At 66.9% G+C, this 21,842-nt stretch carries 24 protein-coding genes; 19 read left to right on the top strand and 5 right to left on the bottom strand.

What is annotated here, in order from left to right; genetic code table 11:
* From CQ393_RS12145 to CQ393_RS12095, 11 genes are all read left to right on the top strand, one after another.
* The coding region (locus CQ393_RS12145) for an RHS repeat-associated core domain-containing protein (RefSeq protein ID WP_153191810.1) at positions 1-798 on the top strand (798 nt) is incomplete at its 5' end.
* Entirely contained in the window at positions 788-1,171 is a 384-nt protein-coding gene (locus CQ393_RS12140; protein ID WP_153191809.1) for a hypothetical protein, read from the top strand. The genes CQ393_RS12145 and CQ393_RS12140, both read left to right, overlap by 11 nt.
* Before the next feature lie 85 nt (positions 1,172-1,256).
* Entirely contained in the window at positions 1,257-2,273 is a 1,017-nt protein-coding gene (locus CQ393_RS12135) for an RHS repeat-associated core domain-containing protein (protein WP_153191808.1), read from the top strand.
* Complete coding sequence (locus tag CQ393_RS12130) at positions 2,263-2,589, top strand: hypothetical protein (protein ID WP_153191807.1); 327 nt, start codon at positions 2,263-2,265, stop codon at positions 2,587-2,589. The genes CQ393_RS12135 and CQ393_RS12130 overlap by 11 nt, the downstream gene beginning before the upstream one ends.
* Before the next feature lie 236 nt (positions 2,590-2,825).
* Positions 2,826-4,151 (top strand): RHS repeat-associated core domain-containing protein, encoded by a 1,326-nt coding sequence (locus CQ393_RS12125; RefSeq protein ID WP_153191806.1) that lies wholly within the window; start codon positions 2,826-2,828, stop codon positions 4,149-4,151.
* Between the two features lie 15 nt (positions 4,152-4,166).
* Positions 4,167-4,463, top strand: coding sequence for a hypothetical protein (locus tag CQ393_RS12120; RefSeq protein ID WP_153191805.1), 297 nt, complete (start codon positions 4,167-4,169; stop codon positions 4,461-4,463).
* A 666-nt stretch (positions 4,464-5,129) separates the two neighbouring features.
* The gene (locus CQ393_RS12115) at positions 5,130-5,597 is read left to right on the top strand and encodes a hypothetical protein (RefSeq protein WP_153191804.1); all 468 of its coding nucleotides are present in this window, start codon (positions 5,130-5,132) and stop codon (positions 5,595-5,597) included.
* A gap of 292 nt (positions 5,598-5,889) precedes the next feature.
* Entirely contained in the window at positions 5,890-6,033 is a 144-nt protein-coding gene (locus tag CQ393_RS12110) for a hypothetical protein (protein ID WP_153191803.1), read from the top strand.
* Positions 6,034-6,119: 86 nt separating this feature from the next.
* Positions 6,120-8,345: a S9 family peptidase gene (locus tag CQ393_RS12105; protein ID WP_153191802.1), complete on the top strand. Its 2,226-nt coding sequence runs from the start codon at positions 6,120-6,122 to the stop codon at positions 8,343-8,345.
* Positions 8,346-8,364: 19 nt separating this feature from the next.
* Positions 8,365-8,853: a cytochrome c oxidase assembly factor Coa1 family protein gene (locus CQ393_RS12100; protein ID WP_153191801.1), complete on the top strand. Its 489-nt coding sequence runs from the start codon at positions 8,365-8,367 to the stop codon at positions 8,851-8,853.
* Between the two features lie 38 nt (positions 8,854-8,891).
* The gene (locus tag CQ393_RS12095) at positions 8,892-10,688 is read left to right on the top strand and encodes a DUF885 domain-containing protein (protein ID WP_153191800.1); all 1,797 of its coding nucleotides are present in this window, start codon (positions 8,892-8,894) and stop codon (positions 10,686-10,688) included.
* A 127-nt stretch (positions 10,689-10,815) separates the two neighbouring features.
* Here the strand turns inward: CQ393_RS12095 and CQ393_RS12090 are convergent, their stop codons facing one another.
* On the bottom strand, positions 10,816-11,238 hold the full coding sequence (locus CQ393_RS12090) for a hypothetical protein (RefSeq protein ID WP_153191799.1): 423 nt from the start codon (positions 11,236-11,238) through the stop codon (positions 10,816-10,818).
* A gap of 43 nt (positions 11,239-11,281) precedes the next feature.
* Here CQ393_RS12090 and CQ393_RS18365 point away from each other — a divergent pair, with 43 nt between their 5' ends.
* The 5 genes from CQ393_RS18365 to CQ393_RS12070 all read left to right on the top strand — a co-directional run bounded on the left by CQ393_RS18365 (position 11,282) and on the right by CQ393_RS12070 (position 13,936).
* Positions 11,282-11,413 carry a hypothetical protein gene (locus tag CQ393_RS18365; protein WP_265588098.1) on the top strand — a complete coding sequence of 44 codons (132 nt, stop codon included), beginning with the start codon at positions 11,282-11,284 and terminating at the stop codon, positions 11,411-11,413.
* Complete coding sequence (locus CQ393_RS12085; protein WP_194269664.1) at positions 11,414-11,617, top strand: hypothetical protein; 204 nt, start codon at positions 11,414-11,416, stop codon at positions 11,615-11,617.
* 79 nt (positions 11,618-11,696) lie between these two features.
* Complete coding sequence (locus CQ393_RS12080) at positions 11,697-12,611, top strand: bestrophin family protein (protein ID WP_153191798.1); 915 nt, start codon at positions 11,697-11,699, stop codon at positions 12,609-12,611.
* Between the two features lie 28 nt (positions 12,612-12,639).
* Entirely contained in the window at positions 12,640-13,629 is a 990-nt protein-coding gene (gene hemB, locus CQ393_RS12075; RefSeq protein WP_153191797.1) for a porphobilinogen synthase, read from the top strand.
* 1 nt (position 13,630) lies between these two features.
* On the top strand, positions 13,631-13,936 hold the full coding sequence (locus CQ393_RS12070; protein ID WP_228114506.1) for an SHOCT domain-containing protein: 306 nt from the start codon (positions 13,631-13,633) through the stop codon (positions 13,934-13,936).
* Positions 13,937-14,301: 365 nt separating this feature from the next.
* Here the strand turns inward: CQ393_RS12070 and CQ393_RS12065 are convergent, their stop codons facing one another.
* Positions 14,302-15,183, bottom strand: coding sequence for a PD40 domain-containing protein (locus CQ393_RS12065; protein WP_153191796.1), 882 nt, complete (start codon positions 15,181-15,183; stop codon positions 14,302-14,304).
* A gap of 53 nt (positions 15,184-15,236) precedes the next feature.
* Here CQ393_RS12065 and aroE point away from each other — a divergent pair, with 53 nt between their 5' ends.
* From aroE to dinG, 3 genes are all read left to right on the top strand, one after another.
* A complete protein-coding gene (gene aroE / locus CQ393_RS12060; RefSeq protein WP_153191795.1) occupies positions 15,237-16,085 on the top strand; it encodes a shikimate dehydrogenase in 849 nt (282 codons plus the stop codon).
* A gap of 5 nt (positions 16,086-16,090) precedes the next feature.
* Positions 16,091-16,444, top strand: coding sequence for a hypothetical protein (locus CQ393_RS12055; RefSeq protein WP_153191794.1), 354 nt, complete (start codon positions 16,091-16,093; stop codon positions 16,442-16,444).
* Positions 16,445-16,516: 72 nt separating this feature from the next.
* Positions 16,517-18,616 (top strand): ATP-dependent DNA helicase DinG, encoded by a 2,100-nt coding sequence (gene dinG, locus CQ393_RS12050; RefSeq protein WP_343199948.1) that lies wholly within the window; start codon positions 16,517-16,519, stop codon positions 18,614-18,616.
* A gap of 135 nt (positions 18,617-18,751) precedes the next feature.
* On the opposite strand, the gene CQ393_RS12045 is transcribed toward dinG, so the two are convergent.
* The 3 genes from CQ393_RS12045 to CQ393_RS12035 all read right to left on the bottom strand — a co-directional run bounded on the left by CQ393_RS12045 (position 18,752) and on the right by CQ393_RS12035 (position 21,131).
* A complete protein-coding gene (locus CQ393_RS12045) occupies positions 18,752-19,015 on the bottom strand; it encodes a hypothetical protein (protein ID WP_153191793.1) in 264 nt (87 codons plus the stop codon).
* A 63-nt stretch (positions 19,016-19,078) separates the two neighbouring features.
* A complete protein-coding gene (locus CQ393_RS12040) occupies positions 19,079-19,666 on the bottom strand; it encodes a YdeI/OmpD-associated family protein (protein WP_153191792.1) in 588 nt (195 codons plus the stop codon).
* Positions 19,667-19,760: 94 nt separating this feature from the next.
* The gene (locus tag CQ393_RS12035; protein WP_153191791.1) at positions 19,761-21,131 is read right to left on the bottom strand and encodes an amino acid permease; all 1,371 of its coding nucleotides are present in this window, start codon (positions 21,129-21,131) and stop codon (positions 19,761-19,763) included.
* Between the last annotated feature and the right edge of the window lie 711 nt (positions 21,132-21,842).

Here is a 21,842-nt window from a genome sequence, read left to right as displayed (position 1 = left end):
ACGCTGCAGACGACCGAGCATGAGCCGTACGGGAAGATGCTCAACCGGAGCAACGACAACCGTCCGGGCTACACCGGACACATGATGGACAAGGCCACCGGCCTGGTCTACATGCAGCAGCGCTACTACGACTCGCAGCTCGGGCGGTTCCTTAGTGTGGATCCGATAGCGGCAAGTCTTGGCCCGAACTTCAATCGATACGCCTACGCCGCGAACAACCCGTATCGCTTCACCGATCCCGACGGTCGCGATTGCAAGTCAAAGGACGGCACGACGACGTGCACGATTCCGGTCACAGGTAGCCGCATTCCGACGAAGATTTCATTCCCAACTCCGGCCGGAGTTTCCGGAAGTCAAGATCGCGCGAGTCCGGCCTATCATCGCTACGCTGTTGCGACTTCTCACAATAAGTCAGATCATTCTGTCCAGAAGGCGATAGCGAATGATCCTACGCCGGGCCAGGACAAGCCGGCTACACCGACAGGAACACCTAACAATGCGACGCCTCGCGGTGCACGTGGGCTCATGGCGAGGAGTGGCGCTGCATGGGGTGACGATCCGGGTAGTCCGGTTAAAAGCTATACCGCGACGGATCGCAACGGCAACACTTGGACTATTAATGTCACTCAGCCCGGGCATGGATTGCATTTTGGCTACGTATTGCGCGGCTCAGTGAATGGAGTCGCTGTTTCGATAGGCGAAGGCTGGGCAGTTCCGCAAGTTATCCCTGGACTGAGTGAGTACATCAACAATGTCTGGGTCGGTCACAACCAAAAGAACATCGACGATGCAAAGTAAAACGCTTCGATCTCTCGTTGTTGCCGCGGCAGGTTTCCTTCTACTTGTGCCCGGGTTGGTGATGGCTTATGCGTGGGGAGGCACCTTGAATCTGGAGGTTGCTTTTGCGGTAACGCTTATCTCCATCATGGTGGCTAGGTGGCTAACTAGGCTGAGATGGGTCGGCGCGGCTATTGCGGCTTTGGTGATTGCAGTACCCCCATATCCCTATTGGACCAATTGGGATGAAAGCCGTGGGCAGTACTTGCACTTCTTCCATGGCTTTGATCTGCAAAGTCTCCCAATCGTGACCTTTGTTGTCGTCTTTGTATTGGCGCTGCTGCTATTTGCAGCGATCTTCGAGGCTGTCGGTAAACGGCAGCCGATGACTTAAAGGGAACGGAGGCAATTAAACATACAGCTACGACGCCCAGGGACGCCGGGTACGCACGGCCGGTGCGGACGGGTTGCTGTACGAGATGTACAGCCTGGACGGGAAGCTGCTGTGGCAGCGCGACGAGCAGCTGGGCCTGCGTTTCCAGCACATCTACCTGGGCGGCAGCCTGGTGGCGTCGCGGCGGATGCCGATCGGGGAGGCGGTATACGGAACGATCTACCGGCATACCGATGCGCTGGGCAGCCCGATCGCGGCGACGGATGAACTGGGCAACACGCTGCAGACGACCGAGCATGAGCCGTACGGGAAGATGCTCAACCGAACCAACGACAACCGTCCGGGCTACACCGGACACATGATGGACAAGGCCACCGGCCTGGTCTACATGCAGCAGCGCTATTACGACCCGCTTATCCCGCGCTTCCTGAGCGTGGACCCCATTACCGCCTACAGCAATCCGGTGGGGGCGTTTAATCGGTACTGGTATGCCAACAACAATCCGTATCGGTTTACTGATCCCGATGGGCGAATGGATAAGGAGACACGAAAAGGGTTGGCAGAGGATCGTCGATCAATGAGCGCCCATCCTAGTCTGCGAGGGTCAGTAGCTACAATGGGTGGTGTGAGCTCTACGGGGCATTCGGGTGACCAGGGCTCTAGGCGTTCCCCTGCTGGAAGCATGGGCGAACTCGCGCGACACATCGGAGGCGCAGTAGTAGACGCGACAAACATGACTCTCTACGGTGAAGTGTCCGGCGCAGCTGGCCTCGGAGGCACCCTTTCTTATTCAGACAACCTGAGAACAGGGGAGCAAAAATTGGATCTCATGGGTGTAATCGGCGAAGGGGTTGGTTTATTTGCTGGCGCTGAAGTTGATATTTTAAATTTTAGCATTCCGGGAGCAAGGAATACGCCAATCATATTTAATAGTGGTGACTTGAAAGTGGGTGACGTTGTTGCTGCTGGCCTGAAATTTCAATTCAACCCCGGCGGCACTGTTACGTTAAAGGGCTTCGGCGGGGTGGGCGGAGGTGGAAAGGTGGCGATTAATAAGTCGCTATCAATTGGCACTACTTTGTGGAGTAATAATGATAATTGATCTTCTAGTCATAGCAACGCCTTTTGCCATTATCATGAGTTTTTTGTATATTTTTGAGTTGTCAAAATTCATTAATATTTTGAAAGGTGATTGTGAGGATCTATGGATTGAGTTAGGGAGGCCGGTGTTAGGTCGAGCAACCCGTGAAATTGTGATCCCGCTCTTGCTTGGTAGATTCCGCTACCTTGATTCAATGTCACTTGATCAGAGGGGGCGCGCATTGCGCCTGCGCATATATCTTGTGGTACTGCTGACATTTTATATTTTATGGATCGTTGCCGTTGCGTTCCGTAGGCAGCTTGGCTGGGGCATGTAAGATCGCGCTGATCGGCATTTGGGATCTAAAGGGGACGGAGGCAATTAATCCGCACATTGGTTACGGCTACAACGGCCACGGCAATGACCAGCTTGGTGTATCCGCAGAGCCTGACGGTGGACTAGCTGCCCAACACGCTGGGCCAGCCGACCCAGACGGGCACTTTCGCGGGGGTGCAGTACTACTCGAACGGAGCGATCAAACGGTTCACCTACGGCAACGGCCTAGTGCACACGATGTCGCAGAACGCACGGCAGCTGCCCGAGCCCAGCACCGACAGCGGCGGGGTGCTAGACCTGGGCTATGCGTATGACCGCAACGGCAACGTGTCGGCGATCACCGACTTCACGGTGGCAGGGCGGCAGAGCCGGAGCATGGGCTACGACGCGCGCGACCGGCTGACCAACGTGCTCAACGGCCCGGGCGGTGCGAGCATCATCGGGCTGGGCTACGACGTGCGCGGCAACGTGATCAACAAGAACGGCAACCTGTTCGTGTTCGACCACGGCAACCGGCTGCGCACGGCACAGGGTACGGATACGTACCGCTACGATGCACAGGGACGCCGGGTACGCACGGCCGGCGCGGACGGGCTGCTGTACGAGGTGTACAGCCTGGACGGGAAACTGCTGTGGCAACGCGACGAGCAGCTGGGCCTGCGTTTCCAGCACATCTACCTGGGCGGCAGCCTGGTGGCGTCGCGGCGGATGCCGATCGGGGAGACGGTATATGGGACGATCTACCGGCATACCGATGCGCTGGGCAGCCCGATCGCGGCGACGGATGAACTGGGCAACACGCTGCAGACGACCGAGCATGAGCCGTACGGGAAGATGCTCAACCGAACCAACGACAACCGTCCGGGCTACACCGGGCACATGATGGACAAGGCCACCGGCCTGGTCTACATGCAGCAGCGCTATTACGACCCGCTGATCCCGCGCTTCCTGAGCGTGGACCCCATTACCGCCTACAGCAATCCGGTGGGGGCGTTCAACCGGTACTGGTATGCCAACAACAATCCGTATCGGTTTACTGATCCGGATGGGCGGCGGAGTTGGTCAAAGGTGGTTGATATGATGCTTGGCCGTCCAGTTGAATCCAGTGAGCAGAGTCGTCCAATTGATGATGCGGCGTCCGAGATAATTGGCAAAGAAACACAAGGCCTAAGGCAGGCAGCTGGTCAGTACGAAATTGGGCGTCAGGCAGCAGGAAGGGTGCTGGAAGAAAGGGTTTCGGTGAATGCAAAGTTTGCCGCATCGGCTGGTACAGGAATTCAGGCAAATAAAAACCTTGGTGGTAATGGGGCAGATACTGTGGGCTGGGTTCCGGTTGGTGAGGGGGCATATGCTGGCCTGACAGTAGATGTGAAGATTTTTAGCGTCCAATTGTTCAGCGGGAATTCGCCATTTAATTTTGACATAGGGGGTGATTTCGGCGCTATTGGTAGCATTGGCGGCTCCCTGTCGATAAACCCGGCTGGTCAAGTAGATGCCACTATCAGCTTTGGCCTGGGCGGGGGGGCATATCAAATATGCGCCCGCAGTAAACTACGAAGTTAATAAGGATAAAGAGTGATGGTTTTCATTCTGCTTGTCGCAGCATTTTTGGCTAATGTGGCATATCTTTCACTCTTTTATGTGCTTATGGATGTTATTGAAAAATCTGCTCCGGTCTATTGGATGGAGATCGGTCGCCCAAGGAGCTTTTCTGGGCGTGATGTATCTTCAGTTTTGAATAATTTGTATACAAGGCGCATGGGGAAGGAAATTGGGAAAGGGAATCTAAACATACTAATTTCTGTTCGTGTGCTGCTTCCATTGGCTGTCATTCTATCTATTATTGCGATAGTGGTTTTGTCGAAAATCTTGTAGTAAGCATGTACTCCTGCTGGGTGGAGTGGATTTTCATTGCGCTTGGGGAATGGAGGTCCTGGGGGGCTTGTTGGACGGCAGTGTGACTTGAAACGTTCTCACCCAAGATTCGAGCTCGCCAGCTGCTGGGCAGAAGGCTAATCACGAGCTGTCGCTGGACCAGTCAGTTATTGCCGGACCAGCGGTATTGCCTCTTTTCCCGAAACTTGGAGGCTGAATTAAATCCCTACTCCTTAATAATCGTGCCGGTCCATGGCCGGAGGGGGCGCCGACCCGCATGCTGCCGCGATGCCGGAAGGAACTAGCCCTGCCGTCAGCCGTTTGTACTGGGAATGCTGCGGGTCGGTGACGGAGCCGTCTGAAGGAAAAAACATAGGAGTCGATTTTCCAAGTAGTTGAATCAGATGTCTACGTTCCCAATGGATTCGTTGTGTGTCCGAAGAATTACACTGGCGACGCCATGACGCTGCGCGTGAATATGCAAGGAGATAGCAAGGGAGCCCTTGGTATATGGCGTCGATTTAGTCCAGGCGGCTCTGGGTCCACAGGAATGTCCATAAAGGTAATTCGAATAAATTCCGATGGATCTGCTACCGTTAAATGCTCAGGCAGTCAGCTGGGGAGTCGAGTCCCTGTGACAGAAAGAATAACCAGGACGAAGTGATCATGGATCGCATTGAGCCTCTGTTGTGCATTTTAATGTGCATAGCTATTGTGTCCTGTAGCAATGAAGATAAGCGCGGCACCAAGATCACTTCCGAGATTGCTGGCAGTGCAAGTGAAAATTTCGGCAAGGAAAAGTTGGGTGCGATGGAGCGAGCGGCAGCAAAGGGGGATCGGCATGCTCAGGCCTTAGTGGAGACCTATTACCTAAACATTAGGGATTGGAGTCGCTATGAGGAGTGGCTTGAAAGGGGTGCTCAAAAAAACGATCCTGCGGCTATGCAGCGATTGGCTGCCTATATTTCGAAGAGTGGCGGCAGGCAAGATTGTGCGCATGCAGCATCTCTTTTGCATAAGGCTAGAGAGCTGACGACTGAGCGCGACTCTGCCATCAGAGCGGTGATAGATGCTGACCTGAAATTAATTGAAGGGGATGTGGATGGAATTCCATCTTGTATAAATAATAAGTAGTTTAAATATTGGAAAGCAGGGGGCGGAATCGATCTTTATGCCCCCTAAAGCGCAAGGTCCGTATCGCCTGAACTAGGTATGCACAACCAGACAGAAAGCTGCTGTGGCGGCGCCACGAGCAATTGGGCCTGCGCTTCCAGCACGTTTCCGGGCCGCACTCCGGTGGCGTCGTGGCGGACGCTGATCGGGGAGACCAAGCATCCGCCATCGCCGACGATTGATCCTGCGCAAGGCCGCTCGCGGCCGGTACCCCTACGCTGCCTCCATCGACACGGCACGGGAGGGGACGACGATGCATCCGATCTTGCGCGACATGCTGACGCAACCGGTGGGCTGGCTGACGATCTGCGGGGCCCTGATCATCCTGGGGATTCCGCTGTTCACGGTGTTCTTCATCCGCCGCCGGATGCGCGAGGAGCAGCGCGGCCGGCGCTGAGCGGCGGGGCGGGACCGACGACAGGGGCAGGCGCGGGCCGGCTCGGCTAGGATGGCGCGATCCGTTCTGTCCCTGACAGGAAGCCCATGCGTCCCTTGTTCCTCGCCCTTGCCATGATGCTCGCCGCGCCCGCCGTCCACGCCGAAAAACTCACCCTGGAAGCCATCACCGGCAGCGCACCGCTGTCCGGGCCGACGCTGATGAAGCCCAAGGTGGCGCCGGACGGCTCGCGGGTGACCTTCCTGCGCGGCAAGGACAGCGACCGCAACCAGCTGGACCTGTGGGAATACGACATCGCCAGCGGCCAGACCCGGCTGCTGGTGGATTCGAAGGTGGTGCTGCCCGGCGCCGAGACGCTCAGCGACGAGGAGAAGGCGCGGCGCGAGCGCCAGCGCATCGCCGCGATGACCGGCATCGTCGATTACCAGTGGTCGCCCGACGCGAAGACGCTGCTGTTCCCGCTCGGCGGCGAACTCTACCTGTACGACCTGGGCAAGCAGGGCCGCGACGCGGTGCGCCAGCTCACCCATGGCGAGGGCTTCGCCACCGACCCGAAGATCTCGCCCAAGGGCGGTTTCGTCAGCTTCGTGCGCGAGCGCAACCTGTGGGTGATCGACCTGGCCAGCGGCAAACAACTGCAACTGACCCGCGACGGCAGCGCCACCATCGGCAACGGCGTGGCCGAATTCGTCGCCGACGAGGAAATGGACCGCCATACCGGCTACTGGTGGGCGCCGGACGACTCGGCGATCGCCTTTGCCCGCATCGACGAATCGCCGGTGCCGGTGCAGAAGCGCTATGAGATGTATGCCGACCGCGTGGAGATGGTCGAGCAGCGCTACCCGGCGGCCGGCGACCGCAACGTGCGGGTCACGCTCGGCGTGGTCGCGCCGCGCGCCGGCGCCGCGCCGAAGTGGGTCGACCTGGGCAAGGAGCAGGACATCTATCTCGCCCGCGTCACCTGGCGCGATCCGCAGCGCCTGACCTTCCAGCGCCAGAGCCGCGATCAGAAGACGCTGGAGCTGATCGAGACCACGCTGGCCGACGGCCGCCAGCGCACCCTGGTCACCGAGACCAGCCGGACCTGGGTGCCGCTGCACAACGACCTGCGCTTCCTCAAGGACGGCCGCTTCCTGTGGTCGTCCGAGCGCAGCGGCTTCGAGCACCTGTACCTGGCCAGCGAGGACGGCGCCACGCTTACCCCGCTGACCGCGGGCGACTGGCCGGTGGACGAGCTGCTGGCCGTGGACGAGGACGCCGGCAAGGCCTACTTCCGCGCCGGCGTCGAATCGGCGCTGCGCAGCGAGATCTACGCCGTGCCGCTGGCCGGCGGCGCGCCGGTCAAACTTTCGCGCGCGCCGGGCATGCACGGCGCCGCGTTCGCCAACAACGCCAGCGTCTACGTGGACAGCTGGTCCAACAGCAGCACGCCGCCGCAGATCGAGCTGTACCGCGCCAACGGCGAGAAGATCGCCACGCTGCTGGACAACGACCTGGCCGATCCGTCGCATCCCTACGCGAAGTACCGCGACGCGCAGCTGCCGGTCGAGTTCGGCACGCTCACCGCTGCCGACGGCAGAACGCCGCTGCACTACAGCCTGATCAAGCCGGCCGGCTTCGACCCGGCGAAGCGGTACCCGGTGGCGGTGTACGTCTACGGCGGCCCGGCGTCGCAGACCGTCACCGACAGCTGGCCCGGCCGCGGCGACCACCTGTTCAACCAGTACCTGGCGCAGCGCGGCTACGTGGTGTTCTCGCTGGACAACCGCGGCACCCCGCGCCGCGGCCGCGACTTCGGCGGCGCGCTGTACGGCGTGCAGGGCACGGTGGAAGTGGCCGACCAGCTCGAAGGCATCAAATGGTTGAAGCAGCAGCCGTGGGTGGACGGCGCGCGCATCGGCGTGCAGGGCTGGTCCAACGGCGGCTACATGACGCTGATGCTGCTGGCCAAGGCGTCGGACAGGTATGCCTGCGGCGTGGCCGGCGCGCCGGTCACCGACTGGGGCCTGTACGACACGCACTACACCGAGCGCTACATGAACCTGCCGGCGGCCAACCCCGATGGCTACCGCGAGGCGCGCATCCTCAGCCACATCGACGGGCTGACCTCGCCGCTGCTGCTGATCCACGGCATGGCCGACGACAACGTGTTGTTCTCCAACTCGACCAGCCTGATGAGCGCGCTGCAGAAGCGCGGCCAGCCGTTCGAGCTGATGACCTATCCCGGCGCCAAGCACGGCCTGTCCGGTAGCAACGCGCTGCACCGCTACCGCATCGCCGAGAATTTCCTCGCGCGCTGCCTTACGCCCTGATCGGGCAAGGAGGACACGGATGTCGTCGCTGCCACCTCCCCTGCCGGGCGCGCGCGCGCCCGGCCAGCGGCCGCCGCGCAACTGGCTGCAGCGCAATCTGCGCTGGGCGCTGCCGCTGGTCGCGCTGCTGATCGTCGGCGGCTGGTCGCTGACCTACTGGATGGGACTGCGGCAGATGGCCGCGCCGCTGGAAAGCAGCGAGCCCTACCGCGAAGCGCTGGCGCGCGCCGGGCGCGACCCGGAAGTGGGCGCCGCGCTCGGCCGGCCGCTGCGCGCCAAGCCGTTCCCGTTCGGCAGCATCAGCCAGTTCGGCGACGGCGGCAGCGCCGACATGACGATCCGCGTCGCCGGCCCGCATGGCAGCGGCAAGCTCGGCGTGCGCGCACAGCGCAGCGACGGGCGCTGGTTCTATACGCGCCTGCAGGCCGAGCTGCCGGGCCGGCATGCGCCGGTGGACCTGCGCGACGCGCGCGACCGCGACTGCACGGTCTTGCCGCGTTGCCGCTGACTGCGTAGGGTCACGGCTCCTGCTCCGGAGCCGCGCGCATGAAGCCCATCGTCCTCGCCGTCGCCCTCGCCCTGGTCGCGCCGCTGCCGCTGGCCGCGGCCGCCGCCGCCGCGCCGCCGTCCAAGGCCGCTCCGGCGGCGCCGGCCTGGGTGGCGCACAGCAACGAACTGGCGCAGATCCTGCTGCGCGCGCAGGCGCCGTTCCGGCCGGAGATGGCCAGTTTCTTCGGCGTGCCGGGCTACGACGACAAGGTGGTCGATCTCGGCCCGGACAACGCCGCGCGCTACCGCGCCGCGCTGGACCAGGCGCGCGCGCAGCTGCGCGGGAAACTCCAGCTCGAACGCGACCCCAACGTACGCCAGGACCTGGAGATCATGATCGCCGCGGCCGGGCGCAGCATCGAGGGCAGCCAGCTCGAGGAGCAGCACCTGATGCCGTGGGTGGACGTGCCGCAGAGCGTGTTCGGCGGGCTCAACGGCCTGCTTTCCGAGCAGGTCGCGCCCGAACGCCGGGCCAGGGCGCTGGACCGGCTCAAGGCCTACATCGGCCAGGCGCCGGGCACGCAGCCGCTGGCCACGCTGGCGCGGCAGCGCTATGAAGAGAAGAGCGGCGTGCCGGACCTGCTGCAACCGACCAGGATCGAGGTCGAGCAGGCGCTGGCCAACGTCGATACCTACATCGACGGCATCGGCAAGCTGTTCGCGAAATACGACATCAAGGGCGCCGACGCGGCGCTGGCCACGCTGTCCACGCAGATGAAGGACTACATCGCCTGGACGCGGCAGGACGTGCTGCCGCAGGCGCGCACCGACACGCGCCTGCCGCCGGAGCTGTACGCCTTCCAGCTCAAGGACGTGGGCGTGGACGTCGACCCGGCGCTGCTGATGCAGCGCGCGCAGCTGGAGTACATGGAAACCCGCGCGATGATGCGCCAGCTGGCGCCGCTGGTGGTGCAGGCCAAGGGCCTGAAGGTCGAGGACGCGAACGACCATGCCGCGGTGATCCGCGCGCTGAAGCAGGACACGATCGGCAACGACCGGCTCGAGGCGCACTACCGCGGCGTCATCGACGCCATCGACCCGATCATCCGTCGGCACGGCATCGTCGACGTGCCGCGGCGCCTGCTGCAGATGCGCCTGGGCAGCGAGGCCGAGAGCGCGGCATCGCCGGCGCCGCACTACCTGCCGCCGCCGCTGGTCGGCAACACCGGCCAGCAGGGCACCTTCGTGCTGCCGCTGGGCAACCCGGCCTCGGGCGGCAAGGCGCAGTACGACGACTTCAACTTCGCCTCGGCGGCATGGACGCTGAGCGCGCACGAGGGCCGGCCGGGCCACGACCTGCAGTTCGCGGCGATGGTCGAGCGCGGCATCTCGCTGGCGCGCACCCTGTTTGCGTTCAACTCGGTCAACGTCGAGGGCTGGGCGCTGTACGCCGAGGCCGAACTGGTGCCGTTCGAACCGCTGGACGGGCAGATGATCGCCCTGCAGTTCCGCCTGCTGCGCGCCGCGCGCGCCATGCTCGACCCGATGCTCAACCTCGGCCTGACCGACCGCGAACAGGCGCGCAAGGTGCTGGTGGAAGGCGTCGGCCTGTCCGAGGCGATGGCCACGCAGGAACTGGACCGCTACACCGTGCGCTCGCCCGGCCAGGCCTGCAGCTACTTCTACGGCTACACCCGGATCATGGAACTGCGCATGCGCACCGAACTGGCGCTGGGCGACAGGTTCGACCGCCTGGCCTTCAACAACTTCCTGCTCGACCAGGGCCTGCTGCCGCCGGACCAGCTGGCCACCGCGGTCGATGAGGTCTTCATCCCGGCCCAGCGCCGGAAATGACAGGAAGGGCGCCTGGCGGCGCCCTTTCTGTCTACGTAGGAGCGGCTTCAGCCGCGAAGCCACGCATGGCGAAGCCATCTGAGGCGTTTGTCATTGCCGGTCTCGCGGCTGAAGCCGCTCCTACGGGTTACCTGCGCGCTTCGGGCGGTACCCAGATCGCCACGCCCGCGGCGCGTTTCTGCTGGGTGGGGATGCCCACGCTCAGGCCGCCGCCGCTGTGCCGGCCGTAGCTGCCTGCGCCGACCGACATGCCCACCGGCGAGCCGCCGGCGCCCACGCCCATCAGGATCACGCCGTTGGCGCCGAGCGCGGCGGCTTCGCGCTTGAGCCGGGCGATGGCCGCGTCGGTCTGGCCCTGGGTGCCGAAGCCGACCGCGCTGGAGGCCTCGAGCTGGGCGATCTCCACCGAGCCGGCCGGCGGTGTGGAGTAGATCTGCACGCTGGCCGGATCGACCGGCGCGCGCGCCTGGCCCAGCATGACCCGCGAGGTGCTGGCGCAGCCGCCGGCGGCCAGGACGATGCCCAATGCGATGGCGAGCGGGAATTTCATGGCGTTGCTCCCCCGGATGGTGGTGCAGGGATGATCGGCGCCCGTGCGTGAATCGGCCGCGAACCGGGCCGGATGGTTGATCGCCGGCATTCCGGGCTATCGTGCGCGGACTATCCGCTGGAGAAACGACATGGGACTGATCAGCCTGGTCTGGGGCATCGCGGCGCTGCTGTGAATGGTGTTGGCCTTCATCCCGCTGCTGGGCTGGGGCAACTGGTTCCTGATCCCGTTCGCCGCGGTCGGCGCGGTCGTCGCCGCCATCGGCCTGCTGCTCACCCGCGCCGGCAACCGCGGCCGCGCCAAGGCCGGGCTGCTGCTCAACGTGGCCGTGATCGTGGTCGGCGTGATCCGCCTGGGCCTGGGCGGCGGCTTCGTCTGACCGGCAAGGCGTAGAATGGCGGGCCCTGCCGGCAGCCTGGCCCGGCGCACAGGGCCCACAGCCGGCGCGACCCCCACCGATGATCATCCGACCCCGCCCCCGTGGCTGGCAGCTGCTGTACATCCTGCGCGGTTCGATCGTGCCGGCCATCGCCCCGCGGGTGCTGGCGATCGGCGCGCTGGCGGTGGCCGTGGCGCTGTTCGCCAAGCTCCATCACCCGTTCGCCGCCGATGGCCTGGCGGTGGCGCCGTTCACCCTGCTGGGCCTGGTGCTGTCGATCTTCCTGAGCTTCCGCAACAACGCCTGCCATGAGCGCTGGTGGGAAGGGCGCAAGCTGTGGGGCCAGCTGCTGATCGAGGCGCGCAGCTTCGTGCGCCAGGGCAACGCGCTGCTGGCCGACGACGCGCCGCTGCGCCGGCGCGTGTCGCGGCCGTTGATCGGTTTCGCGCACGCGCTGGCCGCCCGCCTGCGCGGCCGCGACGAGGCCGCCGCGGCCGCGCCCTGGCTTGAGCCGGACCAGCAGGCAGCGCTGCGGCGGCAGAACATTCCCGACGGCCTGCTGGCGCTGGTCGCTGACGAACTGGCCGCGCCGCTGCGCGCCGGCAGGCTCGACCCCTATCTGTACGGCCGCTTCGAGCAACGCCTGCATGCGCTGTCCACGGTGCAGGCCGCCTGCGAGCGCATCGCCGGCACGCCGCTGCCGTTCGCCTACACCCTGCTGCTGCACCGCTGCGCGTGGCTGTTCTGCGTGCTGCTGCCGTTCGGCCTGGCCGGCGCGCTGGGCTGGGCCACGCCGGTGGTGTCGATGCTGCTGGCCTACGCGTTCTTCGGCCTGGACCAGCTGGGCGAGGAGCTCGAGGAGCCCTTCGGCCTGGAGCCCAACGACCTGCCGCTGGACGCGATGGTGCGCACCGTGGAAATCGACGTGCTCGACGCGCTGGGCGAACGCCCGCTGCCCGAACCGCTGCAACCGCAGGGCTACCTGCTGCAATAAGCCATTCCCCCGCCTCCGGAGTACCACCATGTTCCATCCCCGCTACCGCCCGCGCCGCATGCGCCACGACGCGTTCTCGCGCCGGCTGATGCGCGAGAACACGTTCACCGCCGACGACCTGATCTGGCCGGTGTTCGTGCACGAGCTGGCCGGCCGCACGCCGGTGGCGTCGATGCCGGGCGTGGAGCGGCTGTCGATCGACGAACTGCTGCGCGAGGCCGAGCAGGCGCTGGAACTGGGCGTGCCGGTGATCGACCTGTTCCCGGTGATCGACCCGTCGCGCAAGTCGCTGGACGCGGCCGAGGCCTGGAACCCGGACGGCCTGGCGCAGCGTGCGGTGCGCGCGTTGAAGCAGCGCTTTCCCGAGCTGGGAGTGATGACCGACGTGGCGCTGGACCCGTACACCACGCATGGCCAGGACGGGCTGATCGACGCGGGCGGCTATGTGCTCAACGACGTCACCGTCGAGGCGCTGGTGAAGCAGTCGCTGTCGCATGCCGAGGCCGGCGTGGACATCGTTTCGCCATCGGACATGATGGATGGCCGCATCGGCGCGATCCGCGATGCGCTGGACGAAGCCGGCCACATCCACGCCCGCATCATGGCGTATTCGGCGAAATACGCCTCGGCGTTCTACGGCCCGTTCCGCGATGCGGTAGGCAGCGCCGGCAACCTCGGCAAGGCCGACAAGAAGACCTACCAGATGGACCCGGCCAACGGCGACGAGGCGCTGCGCGAGATCGCGCTGGACCTGGACGAAGGCGCGGACATGGTGATGGTCAAGCCGGGCATGCCGTACCTGGACGTGGTGTACCGGGTGAAGCAGGAATTCGGCGTGCCGACCTTCGCCTACCACGTCAGCGGCGAGTACGCGATGCTCAAGGCGGCCGCCGCCAACGGCTGGCTGGACGAGCGCCGCTGCGTGATGGAGACCATGGTCGGCTTCAAGCGCGCCGGCGCCGACGGCGTGCTGACCTACTACGCGCCGCAGATCGCGCGCTGGCTGCGGGAAGGCTGAGATGGACGCGCCTGGCATGCAGCCCTGGCAATGGGTGGTGTGGGTGGTCGGCGTGACCGCGTTCGCGGTGGTGATCGGCCTGGTGATCGCCGCCGTGGTCCGCGCCGCGCGGCGCCCGCCGGAACTGCCTTCGGCCGCGCAGCGGCTGCAGCGGCAGGCGCCGCAGCCGCCGGAGATCGAGGCACGGCTGCGCGAACTGGCCGGGCTGCAGCAGAGCGGCCGGATCGGCGAGGTCGAATACGAGCGGCGGCGCGCCGAGGTGCTCGCCGGCAAGACGGCTCCCGGTAACGGCGATAGCCAACCGTAGATGCGGGGCTTGCCCCGCATGCAACCTTCCCGGTGAAGCCCGTGCCGGGCGAGCCCGGCACCTGCGGGTGCGTTGCCGCAGCCCGTGCACTCCGTGGATGCGGGGCTTGCCCCGCATGAAATCTTCCCGGTGAAGCCCGTACCGGGCGAGCCCGGCACCTGCGGGTGCGTTGCCGCAGCCCGCGCACTCCGTGGATGCGGGGCTTGCCCCGCATGAAACCTTCCCGGTGAAGCCCGTGCCGGGCGAGCCCGGTGCCTAAGGCACGCTGCCGTAGCCCGCGCACTCCGTAGGTGCGGGGCTTGGCCCCGCATGAAGCCTTGACCGATCTCACCGCCGCGCCATGCACACGGCGGCGAGGGCATCACCTACCGGCAGTCGCCGGCACCGTCGCTGGCCGGCGCGCGCATCCGATACAGGTCGAAGCCGCCGGCGCGCGGCGCGCGCGCGTGGCCGCTGACCAGCAGTTCGCCCGGCGTGCTGGCATCGGGCAGCGCCGCGCGGGTGTCGCCATCGGCGGTGTTGAACGACAGCGCCAGCGGCCCGGCATCGCTCCAGCGGCCGTGGCGGCAATGCGCCAGCTGCAGCTGCGCGCCGCCGCCGGCGTTGCCGCGTGCGAACACCAGCGCGCGCCCGCCGGCCAGCCAGGCGCCATCCAGTTCGTCGCCCGCGCCGTTGATGCCGGCCATCGGCCGCGGCGCGGCGAATCTGTCGCCGTCGCGGCGCGCGCTCCACAGGTCCCAGCCGCCGGCCCCACCGGCGCGGTTGCTGGCCAGCAGCAGGGTGCCGTCGTCCTCGCGCAGGGCCGGCGAGCGTTCGTCGTCGGCGCCGTTGATCGGCGCGCCCAGGTTCTGCGCGGGGCCGAAGCCACCATCGTCCAGCAGCGGTGCGCGGTACAGGTCGAAACCGCCGTGGCCGCCGTCGCGGTTGGAGGCGAAGTACAGCCAGCGGCCGTCGGCGGCGAGGAACGGGTCGACCTCGTCGGCCGCGGTATCGAGCGGCAGCGGGCGCGGGTCGGTCCAGCGCGCGTCCTGCCAGGTGGCCTGCCACAGGTCCCAGCCGCCGGCGCCGCCGTCGCGGTTGCTGGCCCAGACCAGGCGCCGGCCGTCGGCCGAACGGGTGGCGCGCAGCTCGTCGGCGCGGGTGGAAACCACGCCGATGCCTTCGATGCCGAACTCAGCCAGTGCCGTCACCCGCGGCGCAAAGAGTAGACTCGCGGACAGCGCGAGCAGCAGCGATCGGGTCCGCATGGAGGTTCCGCAAGCCAGGGATCGCGCAAGTCTAGGTCATGCAGAGGATCACCATGAGCGCTGCCCGCTACGCCGTCTTTGGCCAGCCCATCGCCCACTCGCAGTCGCCGCGCATCCAGGCCGCCTTCGGCCGGGCGCAGGGGATCGAGATCGACTACCGCGCCATCGAGGCCGCGCCGCAGGATTTCGCCGCGGCGCTGGAGGCCTTCGCCGCCGACGGCGGCGTGGGCGCCAACGTGACCCTGCCGCACAAGGAAGCGGCGTTCGCGCTGTGCGCCACCACCACCTCGCGCGCGCAGCGCGCCGGCGCGGTCAACACCCTGCTGCGCAAGGGCGATCGCTGGCATGGCGACAACACCGACGGCATCGGCCTGGTGCGCGACCTGACCGGCCGCCACGGCCTGGACCTGCGCGGCCGCCGGGTGCTGCTGCTCGGCGCCGGCGGCGCCGCGCGCGGGGTGGCGCCGGCGCTGCTCGATGCCAGCATCCTCGAACTGGTCGTGGTCAACCGCACGCCCGAGCGCGCCGACGCCCTGGTCGACGCGATGAGCGAGCCGGGGCGCGCCATCTCGGCGTACTGGGAGGCGCTGCGCGAGCAGGGCGACTTCGAGCTGATCGTCAACGCCACCTCCGCCGGCCGCGGCGACGGTGGGGCCTTCAGCCTGCCGCTGTCGCTGGTCAACAGCCTGACCACCGCGGTGGACCTGAACTACGGCGAGGCGGCGATCCCGTTCCTGGCCTGGGCGCGCGCGGCCGGCTGCCGCAACTACTTCGACGGGCTGGGCATGCTGGTCGAGCAGGCCGCCGAGAGCTTCCAGCAATGGCATGGCGTGCGTCCGGAAACCGACGCGGTGTATGCGGGGCTGCGCGAACGCGCCGCCACCCTGGTCACCGCGGACTGAGCGGCATGGACCAGGCGCAACTGCTGGGCTCGCTGCTGGTATCGGTCGGCTACCGCCTGCCGGTGATGATCGCGCTGGGCGTGGCGCTGGTGCTGCTGCTCGGCGCGCCGAAGGCGGCGGCGCGCAGCGCGGCGCTGTGGGCGCTGGCGATCCTGATGGCCACGACGCTGCTGGGCGCGCTGCTGGCGGTGCTGCCGCTGCTGCTGATCGCCGCCGGCAACTTCGACGGCATCGCCGCGCTCAACACCGCGCTGGGCATCGGCCACTTCGTGTTGTCGCTGCTGGAGGCGGCCGGTTTCGTGCTGCTGGCCTGGGCGCTGGCCCGGGCACTGCGCGCGAACCCGGCCGCGCCACGCTGAACGAGGCGGGTCGGCGCCCGCGCGCCGGTATGGGAAAATGCCGGCCATGAACGGAGCAGGCGGCAGAACGGCGTGACGGAGAAAGTGGAAGCGCCGCGGGCGTTGACCGAGGAAGTGAAGACGGCCATCCGCGACGCCTACGCGAAGCTGCAGGCCAATACGCCCGGCTTCAGCACGCGCCGCTCGCAGAGCCAGATGATCGGCGTGGTCTCGCGCGCGCTGGCCACCGGTGGGGTGGGCGTGGTCGAGGCGCCGACCGGCGTCGGCAAGAGCCTGGGTTATCTCACCGCCGGCGTGCCGATCGCGCTGGCGTCGAAGAAGAAGCTGGTGGTCAGCACCGGCACGGTGGCGCTGCAGTCGCAGCTGGTCGAGCGCGATATCCCCAATTTCCTCAAGGCCACCGGCCTGCAGGCCACGGTGGCGCTGGCCAAGGGCCGCACCCGCTACCTGTGCACGCGCAACGCCGCCGAGGCGCAGGGCGAGGGCGCGCAGGAGGGCATGTTCGGCGACGAGGTGCAGCTCTACGACCGGCCGCTGGCGCCGATCGAGATGGACGTGGCCGGCAAGCTGATGCGCGCCTTCACCGAAGGGCGCTGGAACGGCGACCTGGACAACGCGCCCGAAGCGGTCACGCCCGGCCTGCGCCTGCGCATCACCACGCCGGCCTCGGGCTGCGCCGGGCGCCGCTGCGCCTATTCGACGCAATGCCCGGTGCTGCGCGCGCGCAACGAGGTGCGCGAGGCGCAGATCGTGGTCACCAACCACGCGCTGCTGCTGTCGGCGCTGTCCATCGGCGAATCCGACAACGGCCAGCCGCTGATCGCCCCGCCCGGCGACATGCTGCTGGTGCTGGACGAAGGCCACCACATCGGCAACGTCGCCATCGACCAGGGCGCGGCCAGCCTGCCGCTGGACGACATGGCGCGGCGCACCGGGCGCCTGCAGATCATCATCGCCGGCGCCTACCGCGCGGTGGACAAGGACAAGATCGGCAACCTGCTGCCGAACGAGGCCATCGACGCCGCCGCGCGCGTGAGCAAGCTGCTCAAGGTGTTCGCCGACGGCATCGCGCAGGTGTGGACGCCGGCGCCGGACGAGCGCGAGCCGCTGTGGCGCGCCGCCAACGGCCGCCTGCCCGAAGCGTGGAAGCAGCCGATCGAGGAACTGGCCGACGAGACCCGCACCCTGCTCAACTGGGCCACGGCCGCCGCCGCGCAGGTCGCCAAGGGCAAGCCCGAGGACGCCGGCCACGAGCGCCTGCAGCGCAGCCTGGGCATGGCGCTGGAGATGATCCAGCAGCAGCACGACCTGTGGGCCGGCTGGCGGCGCGAGGACAAGGAAGGCCAGCCGCCGATGGCGCGCTGGATCACCCTGACCCGCGACGGCGAGCACGTGCTGCACTGCTCGCCGGTATCGGCGGCGATGGTGCTGCGCAAGCTGCTGTGGGACGAAGTGGATTCGGTGGTGATGACCTCGGCCACGCTCACCGGCGGCGGCGATTTCCAGGCGCTGTCCATCGACAACGGCATCCCCGAAGAAGCGGAGATGGTGTCGCTGGCCTCGCCGTTCGACCTGGCCAACCAGGCGCAGCTGGTGGTGCCGCCGTTCCCGGTGACGCCGGACGACCGCGAGCGCCACCCCAAGGAAGTGGCGAAGTACCTGGCCGCCGAACTGGACTGGGACAAGGGCAGCATCGTGCTGTTCACCTCGCGCTGGAAGATGGAGAAGGTGGCCGAGCTGATGCCGGCGACCCTGCGCAAAAAAGTGCTGGTGCAGGGCGAGGGCGCCAAGCAGAAGATGATCGACGAGCACCTGCGCCGCACCGCGGCGGGCGAGGGCTCGGTGCTGTTCGGGCTCAACTCGTTCGGCGAGGGCCTGGACCTGCCGGGCGAGGCCTGCACCACGGTGGTCATCACCCAGGTGCCGTTCGCGGTGCCGACCGATCCGCAGACCTCGACGCTGGGCGAGTGGTTCGAGAGCCGCGGGCTGAATTCCTTCAACCTGATCGCGGTCCCGCACGCGCTGCGCACGCTGACCCAGTTCGCCGGTCGCCTGATCCGCACCTCCACCGATACCGGCCGCGTGATCATCCTCGACTCGCGGCTGCTCACGCGCCGCTACGGCAAGCGCATCATCGACGCGCTGCCGCCCTTCCGGCGGGTGATCGGGTAGCGCGGTGGAGCTTGTAGGAGCGGCTTCAGCCGCGAAGGGGGCGTTCCCGGGAAATCGCCTCTCTTGGTTCCTGCAACCGAGGGGTTGGTGGGGACGGCCCTTTCGCGGCTGAAGCCGCTCCTACCCGTGCCGGCGTCATTCCTCGCGTTTGTTCAGCGCCGACGTCGCCGCGGCGGCGTCCTCGCGCGACAGGAACAGGTATTCCAGCTCGCAGCCGCCGAACTTGTCCTCCAGCTCCTGCATGCGCACCGGGTGGCTGCCGAAACGGTAGTGCTGGCTGCCGTCGTCGGTGTCCTCGATCAGGTAGACGCCGAAGGAGGGGGGATTGGTGAGGGTGCCTTCCAGCTTGACGGATGAAGGGTCGATGGCGCGCTGGATGAGGTCTTCGAGGTCGGTCATGGCGTTGCGGGAGGCGTCGGGGTCGTATTTCGGGGGCAAGTGGAATCGTTGGCGGGGCCGGCGTCAATGCCTTTCATGCTTCCAGTGCCGGCGCCTGCCCTGTTCCAGCCATTGGACGGCCTGGGCGATGCGCTGCTGGCGGGTGGTTTCGCGTCTGGCCTCGCCGATCCATTCCAGATAGTCGCGTCGGGCGCCGGCTGCGAAGCCGTCGAACGTGGCCCTGGCCCGCGGTGCTGCGGCCAGCGCCTGCGCGAACGCCGGCAGCATGGGTAGCGGCGGCCGCGGCGTGCGCTTGAGGGCCGGCGCGCCGTCCTCGATGCGTTGCATGGCCCGGCGCAGCTGGGCGGCGAATTCGCGCTTGCCGGGCAGGTCGGCGACCGACAGCAGCCGGCCGTACTGGCCCATGCTCTGGCCAGCGCCGCTTTTCTGACCATCGCGCGACCACAGGTTCAGCGCGGCATGCGCCTTGAAGGCGGCCATGCCGCACAGCAGCCTGCCGCGATGCAGGAAGGCAGGCATACCCCATTTGATCGCTTCTTCCGCTTCCGGGCAGGCCGCGTGCACGCGCTGGCGGATCGCGCGCAGGATCGGCTGCGCGAAAGTGGCGGCGCTGGCGATGTAGGCATCGACGCGGGGATCGGGAGTAGGCATGGCGGGCCTCGGATGGGCGGAGCCTGCCGTCACCCGCACGCCAATACAAGCCCGTTGCGGGGCGGACCCGGCGTTGCCGGGCCCGATGGCGTCCTCAGCCGCCGCGGAAGCGTCGCGCCAGGCCGCTCACCACGGCGATGGCGGCGGTCAGCGCGGCCATCGACAGGAACTGCAGGCGGGTCTCCGGCGCGGACAGCAGCAGCGCGAAGATCAGCACCAGGATCGCCAGCGCCAGCACCGTCAGGTACGGGAAGCCGGCCATGCGGAACGGCAGCGGCGTGCCCAGGCGCTCGGCGCGGCGGCGCAGGACCAGCTGCGAGACCAGGGTGATGGTCCACACCAGCAGGCAGGTCGAACCGACCACGTTCAGCAGCACCGGCAGCACGCGGTCCGGATACAGCAGCTCCAGCACGGTGGCGGCGAAGCCGAACAGCACGCTGGCCAGCACCGCCATCACCGGCACCTGGCTGCGGCTGACGCGCGCCAGCCCGCGCGGCGCCTCGCCGCGCGCGGCCAGCGAATGGATCATGCGCGAGGCGCCGTAGAGGTTGGCGTTGAGCGCCGACAGCAGCGCGATCACCGCGATCAGGGTGATGCCCGTGGCGGCGCCGGGGATGTTGGCGACCTGCAGCACCGCGGCGAACGGCGACTTCAGCGATTCGCTGGTCCACGGCACCACCGCGATGATCACGCCGATCGAGCCGATGTAGAACACCAGGATGCGCCAGGCCACGGTGCGGATCGCGCGCGCCAGGCTGCGCTCGGGGTCCTGGGTCTCGGCCGCGGCCACCGCCACGATCTCGGTGCCGCCGAAGGCGAACACCACCACCAGCAACGCCGCGCCGACGCCGGCCAGGCCCTTGGGCGCGAAGCCGCCGTGGCCGAACACGTTGGACAGGCCCGGCGAGGCCACGCCCGGCAGCAGCCCGCACAGCAGCGCGATGCCGACCAGGATGAAGGCGACGATCGCGGCGACCTTGAGGATGGCGAACCAGAACTCGAACTCGCCGTAGTTGCGCACGCCCATCAGGTTGATGACGGTGAACACCACCATGAACGCCAGCGAGGTCAGCGGCACCGACAACTGCGGCCACAGCGTCGCCAGCAGCCCGGCCGCGCCCACCGATTCGGCGGCGATCACGATCACCAGCTGCACCCACCACAGCCAGCCGATGGTGGCGCCGGCGGTGGCGCCCAGCGCGTCGGCGGCATACACCGAGAATGCGCCGCTGGCCGGCCGCGCCGCGGCCATCTCGCCCATGGCGTGCATCATGATGATCACCAGCGTGCCGGCGACCAGATAGGACAGCAGCACCGCCGGGCCGGCGGCCTGGATGCCCACGCCCGAACCGAGGAACAGGCCGGCGCCGATCGCGCTGCCCAGGCCCATCATGATCAGCTGCCGCGGCTTGAGCGCGCGTTCCAGTTTCTGCGACGGGGTGGCAGCGGGCGGGTTGGCGGGCATCGGCGGCTTCGCGGTGGCGGAAAGGGCGACACCATACCGCGTCGGCCGCCGCGCGTGCCTGTTCCGTTGGTTGGGCGTTGCGTGCGCTTGCAGCAATCCGTGGGTGGGGATGCTTGCTTTCTCGATCGGGAGGCGGCCTGAAAGGAGTGCCGCGCGCTGCATGGCGCAGCGGTCCCGGAGGGGCATGAAGATGGGGCGGACGCGGGGGTGTCGCGTGTGGGGCAGGGAGCCCAAGCGGACGACGGAGCGGGCCTGGAGGCCATGCCGAGGTGGCGTGGCCTGCGCTGGGAGGAGGGGGCGAGCGAAGCCCGAAATTTGCGACTGCACGAGGCTTGGCGTGCACCCTCACCTCACCTGACTTCCATTGGAGATGGGCTCGGGTTTGCCGCAGTGTGGCCGGGAAGACATCCATGCCGGCGGGATCGCTATGGCTGCGGGCCGTTGTCGCAGCCACCGGATCCTTCCCGATGGTCCCGACCGTTGCCGGCCGCTGACGCGTCGGCTGTTTCCCTTCTCCCTCCGGGAGACAGCCTGGCAGGATTGCCAAGCTGCACGGCGAAGCCGCCCGAAGGGTGAGGCACAGGGATGTGCCGAATGCAGGTGCCCCACTCGCGAGGCAGGATGCCGAAGCGGACGGCGAAACCGGCCCGAAGGGCGTGCCGCAGGAGCGGTACGCAAGGAGCGGACGAGGATAAGGGCGAAGCCAAGGGA

Source organism: Stenotrophomonas sp. MYb238 (assembly GCF_009496535.1).
In the GTDB taxonomy this organism is placed as follows: domain Bacteria; phylum Pseudomonadota; class Gammaproteobacteria; order Xanthomonadales; family Xanthomonadaceae; genus Stenotrophomonas.
The sequence above is the reverse complement of the archived record's forward strand: the minus strand, read 5'-3'. Positions and strand labels throughout refer to the sequence as shown.

Excerpts from the sequence above, each read along its gene's own strand:
- CQ393_RS12140 (WP_153191809.1), top strand. The coding sequence starts at position 788 with ATGCAAAGTAAAACGCTTCGATCTCTCGTTGTTGCCGCGGCAGGTTTC.
- CQ393_RS12135 (WP_153191808.1), top strand. The coding sequence starts at position 1,257 with ATGTACAGCCTGGACGGGAAGCTGCTGTGGCAGCGCGACGAGCAGCTG.
- CQ393_RS12130 (WP_153191807.1), top strand. The coding sequence starts at position 2,263 with ATGATAATTGATCTTCTAGTCATAGCAACGCCTTTTGCCATTATCATG.
- CQ393_RS12125 (WP_153191806.1), top strand. The coding sequence starts at position 2,826 with ATGTCGCAGAACGCACGGCAGCTGCCCGAGCCCAGCACCGACAGCGGC.
- CQ393_RS12120 (WP_153191805.1), top strand. The coding sequence starts at position 4,167 with ATGGTTTTCATTCTGCTTGTCGCAGCATTTTTGGCTAATGTGGCATAT.
- CQ393_RS12115 (WP_153191804.1), top strand. The coding sequence starts at position 5,130 with ATGGATCGCATTGAGCCTCTGTTGTGCATTTTAATGTGCATAGCTATT.
- CQ393_RS12110 (WP_153191803.1), top strand. The coding sequence starts at position 5,890 with ATGCATCCGATCTTGCGCGACATGCTGACGCAACCGGTGGGCTGGCTG.
- CQ393_RS12105 (WP_153191802.1), top strand. The coding sequence starts at position 6,120 with ATGCGTCCCTTGTTCCTCGCCCTTGCCATGATGCTCGCCGCGCCCGCC.
- CQ393_RS12100 (WP_153191801.1), top strand. The coding sequence starts at position 8,365 with ATGTCGTCGCTGCCACCTCCCCTGCCGGGCGCGCGCGCGCCCGGCCAG.
- CQ393_RS12095 (WP_153191800.1), top strand. The coding sequence starts at position 8,892 with ATGAAGCCCATCGTCCTCGCCGTCGCCCTCGCCCTGGTCGCGCCGCTG.
- CQ393_RS12090 (WP_153191799.1), bottom strand. The coding sequence starts at position 11,238 with ATGAAATTCCCGCTCGCCATCGCATTGGGCATCGTCCTGGCCGCCGGC.
- CQ393_RS12085 (WP_194269664.1), top strand. The coding sequence starts at position 11,414 with ATGGTGTTGGCCTTCATCCCGCTGCTGGGCTGGGGCAACTGGTTCCTG.
- CQ393_RS12080 (WP_153191798.1), top strand. The coding sequence starts at position 11,697 with ATGATCATCCGACCCCGCCCCCGTGGCTGGCAGCTGCTGTACATCCTG.
- hemB (WP_153191797.1), top strand. The coding sequence starts at position 12,640 with ATGTTCCATCCCCGCTACCGCCCGCGCCGCATGCGCCACGACGCGTTC.
- CQ393_RS12070 (WP_228114506.1), top strand. The coding sequence starts at position 13,631 with ATGGACGCGCCTGGCATGCAGCCCTGGCAATGGGTGGTGTGGGTGGTC.
- CQ393_RS12065 (WP_153191796.1), bottom strand. The coding sequence starts at position 15,183 with ATGCGGACCCGATCGCTGCTGCTCGCGCTGTCCGCGAGTCTACTCTTT.
- aroE (WP_153191795.1), top strand. The coding sequence starts at position 15,237 with ATGAGCGCTGCCCGCTACGCCGTCTTTGGCCAGCCCATCGCCCACTCG.
- CQ393_RS12055 (WP_153191794.1), top strand. The coding sequence starts at position 16,091 with ATGGACCAGGCGCAACTGCTGGGCTCGCTGCTGGTATCGGTCGGCTAC.
- CQ393_RS12045 (WP_153191793.1), bottom strand. The coding sequence starts at position 19,015 with ATGACCGACCTCGAAGACCTCATCCAGCGCGCCATCGACCCTTCATCC.
- CQ393_RS12040 (WP_153191792.1), bottom strand. The coding sequence starts at position 19,666 with ATGCCTACTCCCGATCCCCGCGTCGATGCCTACATCGCCAGCGCCGCC.
- CQ393_RS12035 (WP_153191791.1), bottom strand. The coding sequence starts at position 21,131 with ATGCCCGCCAACCCGCCCGCTGCCACCCCGTCGCAGAAACTGGAACGC.